Raw genomic sequence first — 17,620 nt, forward strand, 5'->3', positions numbered from 1 at the left:
GGCATATAAAAAGGTAAAGGAGTGGTTACGGATGACAAAAGTAGGTCGTTTATATGAACAAGAGAAGCAAGAAGAAATTGATAAAGCACTTTCGGCAGCTGGAATGCTCTTTAAAGGAATGAGTGTAGAAGAAATAGCTAAAAAATTAGATGTAACAATTGAAAAGGTGAAAGAGTGGGAGAAGCGTTTATCTCATTAATCGCCGGGGTAATGGCAGCGTCTGTATAAATTTATACAAAAATAGCCGAATATTTACTATATAATAGTCGGCTATTTTTGTACGGAGAAGTTGTTAGGTTTAATACGCAAATCTTTTGGTTTGCTCTTGAATATGCTACTTATTTCCCCATAAAGAAAGACTTTCTCTCTGCAGTAATCCACTGCTGCAAATCATCTTGGTTACGTCGGACAAGTCGATTTACTAACACATCATGCCATACATAATCCTCTAATAAGTATATATGGACGGGGTCATCTGTATAAAAAGCAATATTACGCTCTTCAAGTGATGGTCCATAAATCATTTCTTTAGAATCTATCGATACAATAAACCAATGTTCTGTAGACAAGGTTTCTGTATAAGGTGTTATGCGATGGGCTTCTAGATTTTTAATGGGATTTTCAACATGTAGGGTAATACCTTGTATTGTAACTTTATCAGCTACTTCAGATAGATCTTCTTTTAATGCTTCATACATCTCATCCCACATTGAAATGACAATACGTCGTTCTGCTTTTTTTATTAATGTCTGACAGTAGCTAATGATTGTTTGATTGTCTTTTAAAGTAATGACTCGATTATCCGTTTTTTCCTCGGAAGTTTCTAGTTTTTTTAATGAATCACTTATTCCTTCGTAAGTAGACTGCCATTCTGATTGCGCCTTTTGTAAAAAGATTTCAACAGGTAGAGGTGAATAGCGAGTGGTGTCATTTATTTCTTCCTTCATGACAATTCCTTTTTCTACAAGGTTACCTAAAATCTCATAAATTCGCGCTCTTGGGACACCCGAATCCTTACTCACTTGATAGGCTGTGACAGGCCCCTGTTTAACAAGAGATACATAAGATTTAGCTTCATATTCATTGAAACCAATTTTTTTAAGCTGTTGCACTATGTAGTCCACTTTTTTCGTCCTCCGATGTTTGCTTTTATCCCGCTTTAACGGGCAGTAAGACCCCCACCTCAAAATTCAGCGGAAGCAAAGAAGTTAGGTGGGGTCGGGCTGCCCGTAAAAGCCCGATTGGTGAAGGCTAATAATCAGTGGAGGTGAACAAACCCCCACTGATTAAAGTTTCACTTTATATTTCAACGTTACAATAACTATTTACATTTAGCAAATTATTAGTTACTATTCGAATAGTGACTAAAGGGGAGGTTAATAGTATGGATTTTTATTTAGACCCATCTGTATTAATGATTTTGATCGCTTTTGGATTTTTAGCTGCATTTATTGATTCAGTTGTAGGTGGTGGTGGACTCATTGCTTTACCCGCTTTATTATTTACAGGACTGAATCCAGCAAGTGCAGTAGCTACGAATAAACTAGCATCGACAATGGGAAGTGCAACTAGTAATATTGTGTTTTATCGTTCTGGTAATCTTGATTTGAAATCGGCGTTTAAATTAGTTCCGCTCACTTTCATAGGTTCCATAATAGGGGCATGGACCGTTCATTTAATGAATCCAGAAGTACTGAAGCCATTGATGTTGATTATGCTTGGTGCGGTCGCTATTTATACGATATTCAAAAAGGATTGGGGTAGTATTTCCACTCATAAGAAATTGTCTGGTCGACACGTCATTATTTTTACTTTTTTTGTTTTTGCTATTGGTTTTTATGATGGATTTCTAGGTCCTGGAACAGGTTCATTTTTAATGTTTTCTCTTTTATTTATTGGGTATGATTTTTTAAAAGCAGCAGGTAATGCGAAGCTTCTTAATTTAGGAAGTAATGTTGGTGCATTGTTGATGTTTATGTATGTAGGGCAAGTAAACTATGCATATGGTTTTATAATGGGGATTGCTCAAATTGCTGGAGGGATTGTTGGCTCCAAATTCGCTATAAAAAAAGGCAGTGGGTATGTTCGTGCTCTTTTCATTACAGTAACTTGTTTATTGTTAGCGAAAAATCTGTATGACTATATTCAGTAAGTAATTAAAGAACGTAGAAAAGGTCAAAGATGCCTACATAGAATATAAGAAGATACCAGGAGAAAATTCCTTTTAACATTTTTTAGATGCTATCTTATTCGAAGATAGCATCTAAAAAAGTCTCATTTAAAAGAGAATGAAAATAATAGTAACAAATATTTTCTCGGGGTATGTTTATCTATTCCATATTCTTTTTATAATTAACTCGTAATAAACTCTTAAAATCCACTTCAGCAATCAACACACTGACTAATATAAGTGTCGCTCCTAAATATCCTTTCCCGGTAAGTGTTTCACCTGTGAAGACGAAAGCAAAGCCTGCGGAAAAGACAGGTTCTAATGAAAAAATAAGACCTGTATGGGTAGGTGTAGTGTATTGCTGGGCAATTACTTGCACGATGAATGCGACTGCGGTGCAAAATATGCTTAAAGCTAATATGATGAGCCATGAGTTGATTGTGCTAGGAAGCTTTGGCGTTTCTATAATGAATGAAAAAATAAGACTAAATAGACCGACGAAACCTAGTTGCACTACTCCAAGTGCAATGGAATTCACATGTTTCGTTACGCTTCCAGTAATGATGACGTGGATCGCATAAAATAGGGCAGACAGTATGCAAAATATATCGCCGTTACCGATTTTGAATTCGCTCGTTAATGTTAATAAGCCGATTCCTATTATCGTTAAAATGATTCCTACTATAACTTTCTTTTCCGGAATGTGTTTTAAAAATATAGCTGATAATATTGGAATGAAAATGACTGTGAGACATAGTAAGAAACCAGCATTAGAAACACTCGTATACTTTGTACCGAAAGTCGCGAAAATATAAACGATAAATAAGACAGAAGCAAGTATAAATGCATATTTTACAGTTTTAAAATCAACTTTGAATAAATGTTTGTAAAATATTAAACCTGATAAAAGAAAAGCGATAATAAATCGTAATGCAATTAAATTATATTCTTCTATGCCATCAAGTCCAAGCTTTGTAAGTAGGATGGATGCACCCCAAAAAAATGTAACTAGTAGTAACATTAAATCCGCTTTTAATTGTAGTTTCATTTCTATTCCCTCGTTATGTATAAATTTTATAAGCCCATACCCCTATCCCCATTTTTAATTTTAATATTAATTCTGAATACTTGTAACTTAAATTTATCGACGGTTTTTTCAGAACAATTGGGAAGTAATAGTATGTATAAAAAAAAGCCCAGTTTGGAGGGGCTTTTTTTCTATGTAAAATTTCATTTGTTTTGTTTACATAATATCTTTACAATCATTTGATAAAATAAAGTCAACTGCATATTGTGAGGGTGGGTGGTTATCCCTTCTTTCTATTCGGAAGGAAAGGAGGTGATAATATGGAGTTTTTGTTTGACCTTGTAAAAGAGTTTGTCAAAGCGACTGTGCACGAAGTTTCAGCGTATTTTTTGCGGAAGCAACTTCTGGATAAGGACAACAAAAAACCCACTCCGCGCCGTCACAAGCAAAAGGGTGGGTTCCGCAAAAAGAAATAGCTTATAATAACCACCACCCTAAGCGGTAGCAGTTAGGGAAGAGATGTTAGCGCATCTCTTCTTTTTATTATATGCCATTTTATTTGATGTCATACTTATATAGTATTCTACGGAAAATATATCATATTCCTATTTTGTGGTCAATTTGATTGAATGATTGAAAAGGTGTAGTCTTATTCCTTTTCAAACTGAAAAACATCCCGATTAATGAGTTGGTGGAGGTACCTATCCATTTCAGCAGCAGAAACGCTTTTTTTATTTTTAAACCACCATGTGCTTAATGAGGTGATTGCCCCTGAATAAAACTCAATGATTAAATCATTTGGTATCGTATGGTTTTTGCAAAGTTGATTTAATGCTTCTATTTCTTGTTTTCTCGTTTCGTGACTTAAATAATGTGTACGGGTAATAAATTGTTCATCAGACATTTGCGTTTCTAATATTTTACCGAGTTCTTCATGATGTAGGAATTGTTCCATTACTTGAAATGGTTTACTTAATCGATCTGAAACCGGTATTTCAGCAATCATCTTGCCGTATCGTTTAAATCCAAATGTTAATAAAGCATCTTTATCTTCAAAGTGTTTATAAAAGGTTGTTCGGTGTACCATAGCGCGGTCACATATTTGGTTAATCGTAATCGTACTATATTTCTGTTTTGATTGCGTCATTAATTCAAATAAGGAATCCCACAGTAATTTATGTGTACGTCTAATACGTAAATCAAGTTGTTTTTCGTTATCATTCATCTACAATTCTCCTTTTTTGTAGATTAAATATACAGTGGTTGAAAATTGATTCTCCCTTTTTAATCTACATATGTATATTATATTACATGTGTTTAGGTATATTTAAAGTTTTTTAAGTAAGAAATAGGAGGAGAATCTGTAAATGAATATGACAACTAAGAGCCCTGCAAGTGGCAAAGTTGATACTTCTAATTTGAAACATACCCCCATTTTAATTGCGTTACTTTTAGGAGCAATGGTTGCATTATTAAATGAAACATTACTTGGTAATGCGTTAACAGTATTAATGAAAGAATTTGACGTAACAGCTTCAACGATTCAATGGCTTTCTACAGCTTACATGTTGGTGGTTGGGGTTTTAGTCCCAATTACAGCGTTACTTCAGCAATGGCTCACAACGAGACAAATGTTTTTGATCGCTATGGTAACGTTTTTAGCTGGTACATTAATTGCGGGATTTGCACCAACATTTTCTGTTTTATTAATCGGCCGTATCGTCCAAGCTATAGCGACAGGGTTAATTTCACCGTTATTAATGAATACGATTTTAATTATTTGTCCGCCTGAAAAACGTGGTGCGACAATGGGATTAATCGCACTTGTGATGATGGCAGCTCCGGCAATTGGTCCTACATTATCTGGAGTAATTGTGGATTCATTAAATTGGCGCTGGTTATTCTATATTGTTATTCCTATCGTGATCATTTCCATTATGATTGGGATGAAGTACATTCAAAATGTTTCAGAGTTAACAAGGCCAAAAGTAGATTACCCATCTATCCTTTTATCGACATTAGGATTTGGCGGATTTGTGTATAGCTTTAGTGCATCAGGTGATTTAGGATGGTCCGATGCGAAAGTATATGGCGCTTTAATTGTTGGGCTTATCTCATTATGTATTTTTGTCGTTCGACAATTAAAAATTGAGAATCCAATTTTAGAATTACGCGCATTTAAAGTTCCGATGTTTACATTATCAGTTGGATTAATTGTCATTGTGATGATGTCGTTATTTTCAACGATGACTTTATTACCGATGTTCCTGCAAACAGTTTTACTCGTTACAGCTTTTAAGTCAGGAATCATCATGCTTCCAGGAAGTATTATTAGCGCTATAATGGGACCAATTGCAGGTAAACTATTTGATAAATTTAGTCCGAAAGTTATTATCGTTCCCGGCATTGTGTTAGTAGGGATTGCAATGTTCTTATTTAAAGGCATTACTCCTGATACATCAATGTTACAAATTATTATTATGCATAGCGTATTAATGGTTGGACTTATGTTTGTCATGACAGCACAAACATACGGTTTAAATCAATTAACACCAGATTTATATCCGCATGGAACAGCACTGTTTAATACGTTGCAACAAGTAGCTGGTGCAATTGGTACAGCTATCTTTATTTCGAAAATGTCTTCAGGAACAACTAAGTATATGGAAAGCTCCGCAAATCCACTGGATCCAGTAGAGAAGTTAAACGGTTTAACTTCAGGGTTCCAAGGTGCATTTGCACTTGGGTTAATCTTTATTATTGTTGCATTTATCGTATCGTTATTCTTAAAAGAGGAGAAAGAAGGAGTAAAGGAAGCGAGAGTTTTACAGAACGAACATTAAGGTTTATATAAAAAAGACATCTTTCCCTAGCAAAGATGTCTTTTTCATATTTTTTTCGTAACACTTGTTTTGGTTGTCTTCATACATAAGAATTGGTATGTACAATATTTATCCTTTTTGAGAATAACGATGCAAAGCTGTGCTAATAACTAAAAGTCCAATAATGAGAGAGTGTGTTCTTATAATAAGTTCTGCCGCTAATAGTTCACCAGATGATTTAGTGACATCGTATATAGATTCTGTTATGAGAATAGGCATAGTCATGATTATGAAGTTATTATATTTACATTAAACGATTTGTGCGTTTTTTATAGTAAAAATTAGAGACTCTTCAATAAAAAGGAATTAAATATGGTATTCTTTAGTTAAGATATTTAAACGAAGACAGGGGAAATGAAGATGGACAAGAAGCTAACGTATTGGCTAGCATCTATTATAGGGGGAGTAGTACTTGCAAAAGGTGGCAAGATAGGTGAAGCTACAGTAATGGATACGGTAGACGAGCAAGTATTCTGTCTCAATACTTTCGGTGATGATGTAACGGCTGCATTAGTTAAATCAGGAGATCTTCAAGCGTTGTAAGGTGTTTTTTCTTTAATATAAAGAAAGCCTCAAGTATTCATATACTTGAGGCTTTTCTAATGGAAAGATAGGAATGATCCGAATTCCTTACATTAAGAACAAAGTGGAATTACTCCTAAACCAATTAATAAAGCTGCAGCAACTGCTGGAATTGGTACAGGAATTTGAATACCTTCTACAAATAAGAAATACTGACCACTTACTATTTTAAAACAAACTACTTGCATGGCTATTCCTCCCTTCTTTTAGAATTAATACATTATATTAATTAATCTATTTATTGGTATAGTTAAATTATTCATTTTTAAAAATATAGTTAATATGTGAATAGTTTTCGAAAGGACCTGCTCAATCAATGCGGAAAAACATAAGATGAAACGAATCCATTAAAATGCATGAGTGAACCTTAGTTTTCCCCTCTTATCTAAAGGAGGAACTATTATGGGTTATGGTGGTAGTTGTGGCGGTTGTGGCTTCTCGGGAGGCTTTGCTTTATTAGTCGTGTTATTCATTTTATTAATCATCGTTGGAGCTTCTTGCTTCTGCTAAAAACTATTGGAAAAGACACTCATATGGAGTGTCTTTTCTTTCGTGCAAAATGATTCCTGATAATATCCAACTGTATATAGTGTACGGTATATTTTTTCCTCATTAGATATATAAAAATGTTGGAGGGATGTTATGAAACTAGTAGGGAAGCACATTTATATTCGGCTTTATAAAACTGCTGATGCTAACGAGTTAGCTAACTTACATATTAGAAATCGCGAATTTTTTCAACGAGTTTGCCCGTTGCTCCCAGAAGTTTTTTATACAGAAGAACATCAAAAAATACGTCTTGAACAAGCTCTAAAAAAGACAGCTGAAGGGCAAGTATACCCTTTCGGAATCTTTTTAAGAGAAACTGATTGGAGACATTTCACTAACCCAAATTGTTAGGGGAGACCTCCAAAGCTGTTATACGGGATTTACTTTAGATAAGGAGCATAATGCAAAGGGCTATACAACAGAGGCTCTTCAACTTGTTGTAGATTTTGCTTTTAAGGAATTAAAGCTACATAGAATTGAAGCAGGAGCGATGCTTGATAATATAGCATCTATTCGCGTATTAGAAAAAGTCCTACATAAGAGGACTTTTTTGTATATATATAGATTAAAATAATAATAGAAATTTTTATTTTTTTCCACAACTATTAATTAAATCATATTGTTTAGAAATCATTTCATTCCGAATTTGATCGAGATGTTTATGTAATGTTTCTTTTATTGCACTACCTGTTTTGCTTTCAAAACTTTTGTTTAATTCAATTCCTTGTTCAGATAAACTTTTGCATACATCATGAAATGCTTCTTTGTTTTTTTGAATGGCATGTTTTTGGCTTGCTACTATGCTATTTGTTTTGAATGCTACATCAGTTTTTAAAAGTGATTGTTGCATTTCTTTTTCTAATTGCTTTTTAACAGCTTGCAACTCATCTATAATAGTTCCAACTGCACCAACTGTAGCTTTCTCTATTTCTTTCTCTATTTTTTGAATTTCCCCTATAAAATCCATCATATTATCTCGCCGCCAGTCCTTCAAAATTTGTTCCTAATTGATTATCTTTATCTCGTAATGAATTAGCTGCATAAGCAATATCATCTCCAAAATGAATCAATTCTTTTTGTTTTTTCCGTAAAAGATGAATTAGTTCTTCTGCTAGTTGTACATCATGAAAATAGTCTCTTCCGTTTTGGGATATTTTTGCAACCTCTCTAATTGCTTCATCTACTTCATGTTCTTCTAACAGATGATATTTTCCTCCAGGGCCTGTCTCATGCTTCAATTGACTCTTTAATTTCGCAACTTCCTCTTCTTCTTGTTGTTGAAATCTTTCTATATTTCTAATAATATCAGATAATATATCGCTTATTTTTTGTATCTCTTTTGCATGACGAATGATATCATCTGGTTCTAATTCTAGTCGAACACTCCCATTATTGTGGAACATTTCTAGAAATGTTGACATTGGATGTTGTCCCATAAATACAGCCGCGAGAATACTATCTGTTCCATTACTTTTCGTTGTAAATTGTTTACCAATCATAGGTGCTCCAAATTGATTGAAATTTCCTACAGCATCTTCTTTATGAGTATAATCTACTACTTTATTTTCCATTACGCCTTCATCTACTCGTTTTTTTGCTTTATCACTTAGTAATCTATAAATATTTGGTGCAGCATATGTTGTTGCATAACAATTCATTTCTGCTGCTACATATTGAGCCTCCGCAGCACCTTTACTATGTCCGGTAGTGTGAATAGATGTAGGATTATATTTTTTCTTAATTTTTTCTGTAAATTCTAATGCACTATCAAATGATGTCGGAGCTTTTCCGCCTGCTACACCAAGGTTCTTTTTCTGTCCAAGTGTAATTTGAACTATATCTGTGGTTTTATCTCCATCGAATCTATCAAATTCAGTACCACGGAATGCAATGATTACATCGTCATACTGTTTTTTACCAGGCTTATACTTATTTGCAGGTACTACAGCGATTGCTTGTAATCCGTTTTTTACTTTTGTTTTATCTGCATCAAATGTCTCTATAACTACCCATTTTTTATTATTTGAACCTTTTATTTCTTTTTCAATTTCTAAAACTCCGGGTTCATAAACTTGATCTGATAGTTCGAAATAATCTTCATCTGTGGCAATTGGATTTTTTTTCAATTCACTCATATGTTTCAACTCATTTCATGGTATATTTTAACTATATTCAAATACAAGGGGATTTTAAATGAAAAAGAAATTGGTAATTATTTTATCCATTATTTGTATTATAGCAGGAGGGTATTTTACAATGGAATACTTAAAACAAAAAGAAAAAGAAGAACAATTTTGGAAACGACAAGAAGCACGAGTGGAAAAGTATATTCGTTATAATATTAAAGATGTACAATCTATTACATTTACAGAAAATAAGGTAAGTCCAATGGGAGTTCCTCATATAAAAGGTTATATAAATAATAATAAAGAATTAGATTTTATAGCTAGTATAAGTACAACTGAAAACTTTGAAGACAAATTTACGCGTTCTGGGAAATTAGGAAAACTTATAAAAGATCCTGAAAAATCAGTATCTGAAATTGAAAAAGAGGAGAAAGAAAAGAAACAAGAGTAGTTTTTGCACTATTCTTGTCTTCTCTATCCCATTTTAAGAAGAATACATTGGTAGGCTTTTTATAAGGAGATTTCCAATGAAGAAAGCAATGATTTTGGTTATATCTGCTGTGATACTCATAGCAGGAGGATATTTTACTATGGAATATTTAAAACAAAAAGAAATTGAAGAAAAGTTTTGGAACGAGCAAAAAGAACGAGTAGAAAAGTATATTCACTATAATATTAAAGATGTAAAATCGATTACATTTAGAGAACATAAGGTAAGTCCAATGGGCGTTCCTCATATAAGAGGTTATATAAATGGTGATAAGGCATTATGGTTTGATGCTGGTATAGGTACTACGGAAAATTTTGAAGATGATTTTGGATGTTCTGGGGAATTAGATAAACTTATAAAAAAACCTGATAAGTCGGTATCTGAAATTGAAAAAGAAGAGAAGGAAAAGAAACAAGAGTAGTCTTTGTACTATTCTTGTCTTCTCTATCCCATTTTAAGAAAAATACATTGGTAGGCTTTTTATAAGGAGATTTCCAATGAAGAAAGCAATGATTTTGGTTATATCTGCTGTGATACTCATAGCAGGAGGATATTTTACTATGGAATACTTAAAACAAAAAGAAAAAGAAGAAGAGTTTTGGAAAGTACAAGAGGCACGAGTAGAAAAGTATATTCATTATAATATCGAAGGTGTAAAATCGATTACGTTTACAAAAAAAGATGTAAGTCCAATGGGAGTTCCTTCTGTAGAAGGATATATAAATAATGATAAGGAATTATGGTTTGATGCAAGTATAAGTACTACAGATAAATTTGAGGATAAGTTTGGTTGTTCTGGGGAATTAGATAAAATGATTAAAAAACCAGCAAAATCGGTATCTGAAATTGAAAAAGAAGAGAAAGAAAAGAAACAAGAGTAGTCTTTTTAACTACTCTTGTTTTTTATTCTAGGGGTACCGCCCATCACCGTTAAGCTCACAGAGCAGGTTGCTCCTAAAATGAACTTCATTGCTATAAAAGACTCTAATTTTTCGTTTTGGGGCAAATATTATATAAAGTAATAGCTATCTCTAAATCACTAGTTTCAAAAAGCCTTCACGCAATGATGATTGCATGAAGGCTTTTGATGTTTTCTTATTTTTTTGTCTCGTTAACCCATGTAATAATGTCCTGGATGACGTATTCGGGAACGTTAGCAGGGATTTCGTATTCACTAGGAAGACTTAATTCCCCGTCACCCTCCGTGAAGAAATGATTCAATTTCGGGTATTTTTTGAACTGAACATTCCCGCGGTTTGAAAGTCCTTTCTGCCATTTTGTATATTCGTTTTTTACTGTTACTTGATAATCGCGTGCTCCTTGCAGAATGAGTAAAGGCTCTTTTCGTGATTTTGCCTCTTCAACTGGACGCCACCTAGAAACATCATACATAAAATGAGGTGACCCAAAATTGTAGCCAGCTGGAGGATGGTCAGGATTGAAAGTAGGATCCTGAATAAAAGCAGCTTGTCTTTTTAGTTCATCGATTTCTTCCTTTGACGCCCCAAGGTATTCATACTGATCAATGGAAATTTCAGTCAAAGGGCGTGCAGGTGGTGCGAGTAAGATGCTTCCTCGGACAAGTGAGGAAGGCGCTTTGCTCAGTATACGCGGCATTGTGCCAGCTCCTAGGCTATGTCCAAGAATGAAAATATTATTTGGATCAATGCCTTCCTGCTGCGCTGCTGATTTTGCTGCATATATGGCATCATCTGTAGTATCACGGTCTAACGTAATGGGTTCTGCACTCATCTTTAATGCATGTTCTAAGGTGCGTTTTTCATAGCGCAACACTGCAATTCCGTTGGATGAAAGGCCCACCGCAATGTCTCGTAAGATTTTTGTTCCCATATATGTGCTATCGCGATCATGGATGCCAGCACCATGAACAAGAACAACTACGGGCAGCTTTTCACCACGCTTATGTTTCGGAACTGTTAATGTCGCTGGTAACGGATAGGTAGAATTTCCAATGACGATTTCACGTTCTTGATAGGAGTTAGGTTGATCATAGCTAGGATGGGGGATGGTAAAAGATTCCTCGGGTGGCCTTTCTCCAATTTCATCTACTTTCCCGCCAGGTGTGAATTTAAGGAGTAGTGGTATGGTAGTTCCTTCGGTAGCTGCTGGAATTTCTACCGTCTGATGGACCAAGTTTCGTTCTTTTATCACAGGGGTTCCCATGCTTTTTATCCCGCTCCAGCCACTTTGTGTCCACCAGTTTTGTAATGTGGTTGCTGTAAACTTGGATTGAAAAGCAGTAGACGTCAACTGTAGTGCCTCTGCATATTTACTTTGCTGGAGATATTCAAAAAATAATGATGTAAGCTCCGTTAAAGAGACTAGTTTCTTTTCAGCAGATTGTTCCTCGTGTGTATCTGCGTGAATAGTTGTGGTAAGCGGGAAAGATGAAACGCCTAAAGAAAAGAGGAGGGGAAAGGTAAGTATTGATCTTTGTATTTTCTTTTTTTTATTCATGTTTTAACCTCCAATATGTGATGGTAAAAAACAGGTATGGTAATTAGAATTCTGGTGCGAAAACTTCAAAATATTTGCAAGCAATCTCCAAAACTTGGACATACTCATATTATTATTCTAAAAAAACGTAGCTTTCTTCTCTTGTCACATGCATATTAATCCCAGAAATAATCTTTCTTCCTTCACTTTATATTTTGATTATACGAAGCAAAGCTCTCGTTTTTCTTACTTGATACTTACAAATTCCTTAAGTAGGGGATATTTTAAAAATGGATTTGTGGCGGTACTCCTATGTTAAGAGATAGCTTAAGGACCGAGGATTATATTGTTTTTATAAAGAGTTGATGTTATGTTTGTTTTGTAACATATGGTGTTTTATGCATGTAGGAGGATTTATTGAAGAAATTATTAATATTGTTTTTATTAGCTACATTTTGTCTACAGATTACAGGATGTTCTAATAATATGGGTACACTAAGGGAGAAGTCTAAAACTTCAACAACTTCAACAACTTCAACAACTGTGAAGTCTAAACGCATCAATAAAGGGTGGTACAAACATATGTAATAGTTTGTATCACCCTTTGTTGATGTTAGAAGTCATAAAGAAAAGGTTGATAGTTAGATATTTTTCATAAAGAAAAGACACCCTAAGGTGCCTTCCTTCGACTTGAACCATCTTAATTTTAATAATATATTGGACTCCCATCCAACTATTATTTTACCATGTTAAGTTGTTTTATTCCTTGAGAAATATAGTGTTAACCTATATTTAAAAGAATTACATCGATTTGAACCAACTATTAATTAGGGGGATGCTGTATACTATCCCCAGAACGGAAATTATGAGCAATATGTATATGAGTCACATATCAAAAAAAAGACACTCTCAAGAGTGCCTCTCCTTAGCAGCCGAATCCGCCGCCCCAACAGCTAGCGCCAACGATGATTAATAAGATGAAGAGCACAACAAGTAAGGCAAATCCGCCGCCGAAACCACAGCCTCCACCACAACTACCTCCATAGCCCATATTAACTCCTCCTTCCATAAAGACCATTTATTAATGGATTTAATTTAATTTATGTTTTTAAGGGTGAATGGAGCAGGTCCTTAAAAAAATAAAAGGATTTTGGAAGTTAAAAAGAGTTGACGATCTTATTTTTGTCACCGGAATTTTGTCTTCTACATATTGTATTTTATTCTGTGTATTGGGGGAAGGAGGATCTTATGGCTAATTCTGAGATGATTTTACGTTTACTTACGGATTTAAAGATTGAACAACAATTGTTGAAAGAACAGTTAGAGAAAATGCAAACAACTGTGACTATTCTTGAAGAAAAATCAGTGACGCTTAAAGAAAAACCAGCGACTCTTAAAGAAAAAACAATGACTCCTGAAGAAAAACCATCTGTTACAAAGCAAAGAGCTTTTTCTGGACGCCCAACATCTTTTCGTGATTGGAGAGCAGCTGCTCAAAAAAATTCATAAAACTATAAAAAAAGAAGACATCAATTAAGATGTCTTCTTTTGCTTGTACAATCCAAATGAAGTTAAGAAGATATATCCATATTGCTTTAGAAATAAGAAGAAAATAACGATTGTCGACTCCTATTTTAGTTATCTATTATTTGTTTTAATTCATTTATTCGTATTATTTTTTGAGAGCCCCAGTAATGAGGCCTTTTTTATAATTGTGTTAAAGTAGAAACCCCTCAAGCATAGTGAGGGGTTACATGACTAGGGAAATGAATGGTTATTAGTGTTTAATGAGCTGAAGTTCAGGATATTGCTTCTGAATTTCTTCTAAATGATTTTCGTTTATCCCTTTTAAATTTTGATCAAAGAAGCTAGTTACTAGTTTATTAATGAGTGTATAATTTGCGGCTACATCTTCGTCTGGTTCATTAATAATAGGTGAAAATGCTGCTAAATCTGTAAAACTGGTATGGTTTGTTTTTGGAATTACCACTGTGTACACGCCCGGTTTTTCAATCGTTTTATTTCTTAAATAGGATATTTCCAATAATTCATTTTGGATTCCGGTTGTCTTTTGATTCTCCGCTTCTTTCATATAATGAATCGTCGCCTCAGCATTCATCAACATGAATGGTTTCTGAGGACCGTCTTTAGGCATTGGGTCGCCAAACAATCCGCCATCCATATCAATTGCAGCTTTAATACGCGTATCCTTTACTAACATTTGTGCGGAGGTTGCTCCGCCAAAAGAGTGACCGAACATTCCAATTTTGTCATAGTTAATTAAGTCTGCAATAGTTTTAAAACTTTTATCGAAATTACCTTTTATTACTTCGTTTAAAACAAAAGTAGTATCTTGTTCCCATTTTTGAACTATGGTATTTAAGGCCGTAGGTGTATTTTCAATTGGTATAGAGTCTACACGGTTTCCGTTAGGGAAAATCGTTGTTGCTGCATATCCTGTGAAATTAAGAGCGATTACTACATAGCCTTGACTAGCTAATTCCTCTAACTGGAATGTATTTTGTTGACCATATAATCCCATCCCATGGCCGAATAAAAGGAGGGGGAATTTTTCTTTAGCTTGAAGTGGCTTAGCATTTTGATAAGAATGTGTTTTTGTCAGCCCTAAATGTGTCGTTACGATATACGGAGCACCGTTTGTTACTGCCAATTGTTCGGCCAGTTCGTTTATGTTCTCAAAATAGACAGAAGGATTCCCTGATCCTTTTGCGGCAGGATAGTATACTTGTATCATTAACTCACGATTTCCATGATTATTTGGTACAGTTGTTTCTTTTCGATTTGTATCAATTAAATGAAAAGCTTTCGTGCCTACTGTATATTTTCCAGTAGGCTCTGGGAGTGTTATGATCGGAAAAAGTAAAGGTAATGTAAACATTGCGATAGCAGTTACGATAATTCCTAAACCTTTTAAAACTTTCATCACTAACTTTTTAGAAACGGCTGTAGTTTTTGGTTTCAAAAAAACTTGTAATGTTAAAACGAACAATAAGAAATAGGCGGGAATCATACGCCAGTTTGCACCAATTACAATGATGGTGACAAATAATAATGCATAATTTATTAGTAAAATGACTCCATTTTTTTTCGTCAAACCCCGTTTGATAAAGATGGGAATGATACTAGATAAAAGTAATACAGCAACAAAAATGATTTCTAACATTTTTAGCTCCTTTCCTAATCAACATAAATATAGATTGATAATTTAAAACCTTCTCAATTATATAACTATCTTTGATAATTGTATGCATGTAAGTAAGTTTAGAATGTTTTTATATGACATTTAAAAAAGTACTCATACGAGTACTTTTTCTTAAATGAATTATTATTTATTTTTAAACCGTTCCCCATAAATGATAAACCATACCGATAACAAAAAATACTAGTCCTAAAAATAAAACAATTAAAGCAAGCACTCCATTTTTATTATGTTCCATAAAATTAGCTCCTTTTTCATTTACTTACATACAAAAAGCCTTTAGTCGTAATTATGGCTAAAGGCTTTGATCTTCATACTTTTTAGTTTATAAAAAAGTTGCACTGCTGTATTAATTTGGAATATGATTATTTAAAGAGAAGGTGATGAGTACATGCAGGACAAAAAACAATTCCCGCTTATATCTGGAAATCTCTCATTAGATTTAGTAAATACAGAGCTAGTTAGGCGTGGACAACGTTATGATTTATTAATAACAGATGAAGATGTATTAGAATGGTTATATGTAATAAAGGTTAATCTTCCTTTTTGGAATGAAAAAACACTTATAGGAATTCAGAAGCGAATGAATCAAGTTACATCTAGTATATTAGAAATAAGAGAAGTACTGAGAAAACAGTTTGAGGCAATTGCTGATCAGCAAAAAATTTCTAATGATTTTATTACGTATTTAGAAAAACAAATTGAGAAGGCACCATTTACATATAAAATCATTGAACAACAGCTAGTATCTATCCCGGTTGGAGAAATCGAGGATGTACTCGCATCGTTAATTGCATTTGATGCTTTAACGTTAATAGCAGAAAATAAGCTGATTTTCCTTAAAAGGTGTTCAAATCCTGAATGTGTTTTATTATTTATAGATAAGAGTGGGAAACGAAAATGGTGTTCTATGAAAATATGTGGGAACCGGAAAAAGGTAGCAAAATTTCAGGATCGAAAATTTGAGGAAGTTTAGAGAATCAACTTATAATAGTTGATTCTTTTTTTGTATTCTATAACTAACCTCTAAAATTAATATTTACAGGTTAGTTATTGCCGAGTTATAATGGTTGGTAAATAAAGGAGGAGAACGATGAATAATATAACAGCAACTAAGCAAAAAGACCCTCAACCAATAAGTGTAAGATATTTTACAAAAATGAAAGGGAAAGGAAGAAGTCCATTACAAGTAAATGTAAAGGACTCTTTAACGGGACTACTAGGGGGATTTTTAACAATTCTTACCTTAACATATTTAACGAGCATAACCTCTACAGAATTATTAATGGCTCCATTTGGTGCGAGTTGTGTATTAGCGTTTGGAGTTTGGAATGCGCCATTATCTCAGCCACGTAATATTATTGGAGGACATTTGATTTCAACTTTCATTGGTCTATCAATATATCATTTGTTTGGGAATGAATATTGGACAATTGCTTTAGCGGTGGGGATGGCAATAGCCGTTATGATGTTAACGAGAACGACGCACCCTCCGGCAGGCGCCGATCCGATTATCGTTATTTTAGGGGCAAATAGTTGGAGTTATTTAGTAACACCAGTTTTAATTGGCTCCGTTGTTATTGTAGTTATTGCTTTATTCATTAATAATATGAGTAGTAAAAGAAGTTATCCAACTTTTTGGATGTAGTTTGTGAAGTGAAAAATAATTTAAGTGAGTATTCTATTCTTACTATGTTTTATTTTTTATATAGTAAAAGCCTTAGTCGTAATTGCAGCTAATGACTTGGGGCCTCATACTTTGTAGTTCATAAAGAAAAGACACTTTAAAGTGTCTTCTACAGATTTGAATTATTTAATTCATGTAATTAATATTCGTTAGCATAAAACTCTTTTATTAATTTCATTTCATTTGTATCTGGATTAAACTTAAATATTTTAATTTGATTCGATTCGTCTTTGTATGCAAATGTATTCTCACCAACTTGGGTCATATTGCTGGTGTTTAAGATAGGATCGCTACCGTGATCAGTAATTTCCACAGTTTTCTCACGATCCCAGAATGCAATGACAATAATCAAAATGATAAGACATACCCGTATAAAACGTAATTCTCTTGCAACAGGATGTTCCATCTGTTAGTCTCCTTTACTGTTTGA

General features: G+C 33.9%; 23 protein-coding genes and 1 pseudogene. 13 read left to right on the plus strand and 11 right to left on the minus strand.

The window, feature by feature from the left end; translation table 11 throughout:
• The first annotated feature begins 31 nt into the window (after nucleotides 1-31).
• Entirely contained in the window at nucleotides 32-199 is a 168-nt protein-coding gene (locus ACTFP3_RS01205; protein ID WP_000169783.1) for a hypothetical protein, read from the plus strand.
• 139 nt (nucleotides 200-338) lie between these two features.
• Here ACTFP3_RS01205 and ACTFP3_RS01210 read toward each other — a convergent pair whose 3' ends face one another.
• The gene (locus ACTFP3_RS01210) at nucleotides 339-1,124 is read right to left on the minus strand and encodes a TrmB family transcriptional regulator (protein WP_098272335.1); all 786 of its coding nucleotides are present in this window, start codon (nucleotides 1,122-1,124) and stop codon (nucleotides 339-341) included.
• A 260-nt stretch (nucleotides 1,125-1,384) separates the two neighbouring features.
• Between ACTFP3_RS01210 and ACTFP3_RS01215 the strand changes: the two genes are divergently transcribed.
• Nucleotides 1,385-2,152 (plus strand): TSUP family transporter, encoded by a 768-nt coding sequence (locus ACTFP3_RS01215; RefSeq protein ID WP_000348425.1) that lies wholly within the window; start codon nucleotides 1,385-1,387, stop codon nucleotides 2,150-2,152.
• Nucleotides 2,153-2,330: 178 nt separating this feature from the next.
• On the opposite strand, the gene ACTFP3_RS01220 is transcribed toward ACTFP3_RS01215, so the two are convergent.
• Nucleotides 2,331-3,218 (minus strand): DMT family transporter, encoded by an 888-nt coding sequence (locus ACTFP3_RS01220; RefSeq protein ID WP_242554816.1) that lies wholly within the window; start codon nucleotides 3,216-3,218, stop codon nucleotides 2,331-2,333.
• Between the two features lie 299 nt (nucleotides 3,219-3,517).
• Between ACTFP3_RS01220 and ACTFP3_RS01225 the strand changes: the two genes are divergently transcribed.
• Nucleotides 3,518-3,673 (plus strand): hypothetical protein, encoded by a 156-nt coding sequence (locus ACTFP3_RS01225; protein ID WP_326035697.1) that lies wholly within the window; start codon nucleotides 3,518-3,520, stop codon nucleotides 3,671-3,673.
• Nucleotides 3,674-3,846: 173 nt separating this feature from the next.
• Here the strand turns inward: ACTFP3_RS01225 and ACTFP3_RS01230 are convergent, their stop codons facing one another.
• On the minus strand, nucleotides 3,847-4,422 hold the full coding sequence (locus tag ACTFP3_RS01230) for a TetR/AcrR family transcriptional regulator (protein WP_326035696.1): 576 nt from the start codon (nucleotides 4,420-4,422) through the stop codon (nucleotides 3,847-3,849).
• A 142-nt stretch (nucleotides 4,423-4,564) separates the two neighbouring features.
• Here ACTFP3_RS01230 and ACTFP3_RS01235 point away from each other — a divergent pair, with 142 nt between their 5' ends.
• A complete protein-coding gene (locus tag ACTFP3_RS01235) occupies nucleotides 4,565-6,040 on the plus strand; it encodes an MDR family MFS transporter (protein ID WP_001057517.1) in 1,476 nt (491 codons plus the stop codon).
• A gap of 108 nt (nucleotides 6,041-6,148) precedes the next feature.
• Here the strand turns inward: ACTFP3_RS01235 and ACTFP3_RS01240 are convergent, their stop codons facing one another.
• Nucleotides 6,149-6,304, minus strand: coding sequence for a hypothetical protein (locus ACTFP3_RS01240; RefSeq protein WP_180985045.1), 156 nt, complete (start codon nucleotides 6,302-6,304; stop codon nucleotides 6,149-6,151).
• A 135-nt stretch (nucleotides 6,305-6,439) separates the two neighbouring features.
• Between ACTFP3_RS01240 and ACTFP3_RS01245 the strand changes: the two genes are divergently transcribed.
• Nucleotides 6,440-6,622 carry a hypothetical protein gene (locus ACTFP3_RS01245; protein ID WP_049108295.1) on the plus strand — a complete coding sequence of 61 codons (183 nt, stop codon included), beginning with the start codon at nucleotides 6,440-6,442 and terminating at the stop codon, nucleotides 6,620-6,622.
• Between the two features lie 92 nt (nucleotides 6,623-6,714).
• Here the strand turns inward: ACTFP3_RS01245 and ACTFP3_RS01250 are convergent, their stop codons facing one another.
• Nucleotides 6,715-6,849, minus strand: coding sequence for a hypothetical protein (locus ACTFP3_RS01250; RefSeq protein WP_001198456.1), 135 nt, complete (start codon nucleotides 6,847-6,849; stop codon nucleotides 6,715-6,717).
• A 214-nt stretch (nucleotides 6,850-7,063) separates the two neighbouring features.
• On the opposite strand from ACTFP3_RS01250, the gene ACTFP3_RS01255 reads away from it, so the two are divergent.
• The gene (locus tag ACTFP3_RS01255; RefSeq protein WP_000540375.1) at nucleotides 7,064-7,171 is read left to right on the plus strand and encodes a YjcZ family sporulation protein; all 108 of its coding nucleotides are present in this window, start codon (nucleotides 7,064-7,066) and stop codon (nucleotides 7,169-7,171) included.
• Nucleotides 7,172-7,303: 132 nt separating this feature from the next.
• A pseudogene (locus ACTFP3_RS01260) lies at nucleotides 7,304-7,784 on the plus strand (GNAT family N-acetyltransferase).
• Nucleotides 7,785-7,796: 12 nt separating this feature from the next.
• Here ACTFP3_RS01260 and ACTFP3_RS01265 read toward each other — a convergent pair.
• Both ACTFP3_RS01265 and ACTFP3_RS01270 read right to left on the minus strand, forming a co-directional pair.
• Nucleotides 7,797-8,180, minus strand: a complete 384-nt coding sequence (locus ACTFP3_RS01265) for a hypothetical protein (RefSeq protein ID WP_000968628.1) — start codon at nucleotides 8,178-8,180, stop codon at nucleotides 7,797-7,799.
• 1 nt (nucleotide 8,181) lies between these two features.
• Nucleotides 8,182-9,345, minus strand: coding sequence for a hypothetical protein (locus tag ACTFP3_RS01270; RefSeq protein ID WP_071740858.1), 1,164 nt, complete (start codon nucleotides 9,343-9,345; stop codon nucleotides 8,182-8,184).
• 58 nt (nucleotides 9,346-9,403) lie between these two features.
• On the opposite strand from ACTFP3_RS01270, the gene ACTFP3_RS01275 reads away from it, so the two are divergent.
• From ACTFP3_RS01275 to ACTFP3_RS01285, 3 genes are all read left to right on the plus strand, one after another.
• Nucleotides 9,404-9,787, plus strand: a complete 384-nt coding sequence (locus ACTFP3_RS01275) for a DUF1433 domain-containing protein (RefSeq protein WP_199630481.1) — start codon at nucleotides 9,404-9,406, stop codon at nucleotides 9,785-9,787.
• Nucleotides 9,788-9,863: 76 nt separating this feature from the next.
• Nucleotides 9,864-10,247, plus strand: a complete 384-nt coding sequence (locus ACTFP3_RS01280) for a DUF1433 domain-containing protein (RefSeq protein ID WP_326035695.1) — start codon at nucleotides 9,864-9,866, stop codon at nucleotides 10,245-10,247.
• Between the two features lie 76 nt (nucleotides 10,248-10,323).
• Nucleotides 10,324-10,707 (plus strand): DUF1433 domain-containing protein, encoded by a 384-nt coding sequence (locus tag ACTFP3_RS01285; RefSeq protein ID WP_063246238.1) that lies wholly within the window; start codon nucleotides 10,324-10,326, stop codon nucleotides 10,705-10,707.
• Nucleotides 10,708-10,921: 214 nt separating this feature from the next.
• Here ACTFP3_RS01285 and ACTFP3_RS01290 read toward each other — a convergent pair whose 3' ends face one another.
• The gene (locus tag ACTFP3_RS01290; protein ID WP_440009141.1) at nucleotides 10,922-12,304 is read right to left on the minus strand and encodes an alpha/beta fold hydrolase; all 1,383 of its coding nucleotides are present in this window, start codon (nucleotides 12,302-12,304) and stop codon (nucleotides 10,922-10,924) included.
• A gap of 904 nt (nucleotides 12,305-13,208) precedes the next feature.
• The gene (locus ACTFP3_RS01295) at nucleotides 13,209-13,334 is read right to left on the minus strand and encodes a YjcZ family sporulation protein (RefSeq protein WP_000540377.1); all 126 of its coding nucleotides are present in this window, start codon (nucleotides 13,332-13,334) and stop codon (nucleotides 13,209-13,211) included.
• Nucleotides 13,335-13,531: 197 nt separating this feature from the next.
• On the opposite strand from ACTFP3_RS01295, the gene ACTFP3_RS01300 reads away from it, so the two are divergent.
• The gene (locus ACTFP3_RS01300) at nucleotides 13,532-13,792 is read left to right on the plus strand and encodes a hypothetical protein (protein ID WP_000013698.1); all 261 of its coding nucleotides are present in this window, start codon (nucleotides 13,532-13,534) and stop codon (nucleotides 13,790-13,792) included.
• 268 nt (nucleotides 13,793-14,060) lie between these two features.
• Here the strand turns inward: ACTFP3_RS01300 and ACTFP3_RS01305 are convergent, their stop codons facing one another.
• A complete protein-coding gene (locus ACTFP3_RS01305; protein WP_000889696.1) occupies nucleotides 14,061-15,467 on the minus strand; it encodes an alpha/beta hydrolase family protein in 1,407 nt (468 codons plus the stop codon).
• A gap of 427 nt (nucleotides 15,468-15,894) precedes the next feature.
• On the opposite strand from ACTFP3_RS01305, the gene ACTFP3_RS01310 reads away from it, so the two are divergent.
• Nucleotides 15,895-16,479: a CGNR zinc finger domain-containing protein gene (locus ACTFP3_RS01310; protein WP_326035691.1), complete on the plus strand. Its 585-nt coding sequence runs from the start codon at nucleotides 15,895-15,897 to the stop codon at nucleotides 16,477-16,479.
• A 117-nt stretch (nucleotides 16,480-16,596) separates the two neighbouring features.
• On the plus strand, nucleotides 16,597-17,151 hold the full coding sequence (locus ACTFP3_RS01315) for an HPP family protein (RefSeq protein ID WP_001059994.1): 555 nt from the start codon (nucleotides 16,597-16,599) through the stop codon (nucleotides 17,149-17,151).
• Between the two features lie 178 nt (nucleotides 17,152-17,329).
• Here the strand turns inward: ACTFP3_RS01315 and ACTFP3_RS01320 are convergent, their stop codons facing one another.
• Nucleotides 17,330-17,596 carry a YmzC family protein gene (locus tag ACTFP3_RS01320; RefSeq protein ID WP_326035690.1) on the minus strand — a complete coding sequence of 89 codons (267 nt, stop codon included), beginning with the start codon at nucleotides 17,594-17,596 and terminating at the stop codon, nucleotides 17,330-17,332.
• Between the last annotated feature and the right edge of the window lie 24 nt (nucleotides 17,597-17,620).

This window comes from Bacillus cereus group sp. MYBK5-2 (genome assembly GCF_051915685.1).
GTDB lineage: Bacteria > Bacillota > Bacilli > Bacillales > Bacillaceae_G > Bacillus_A > Bacillus_A cereus.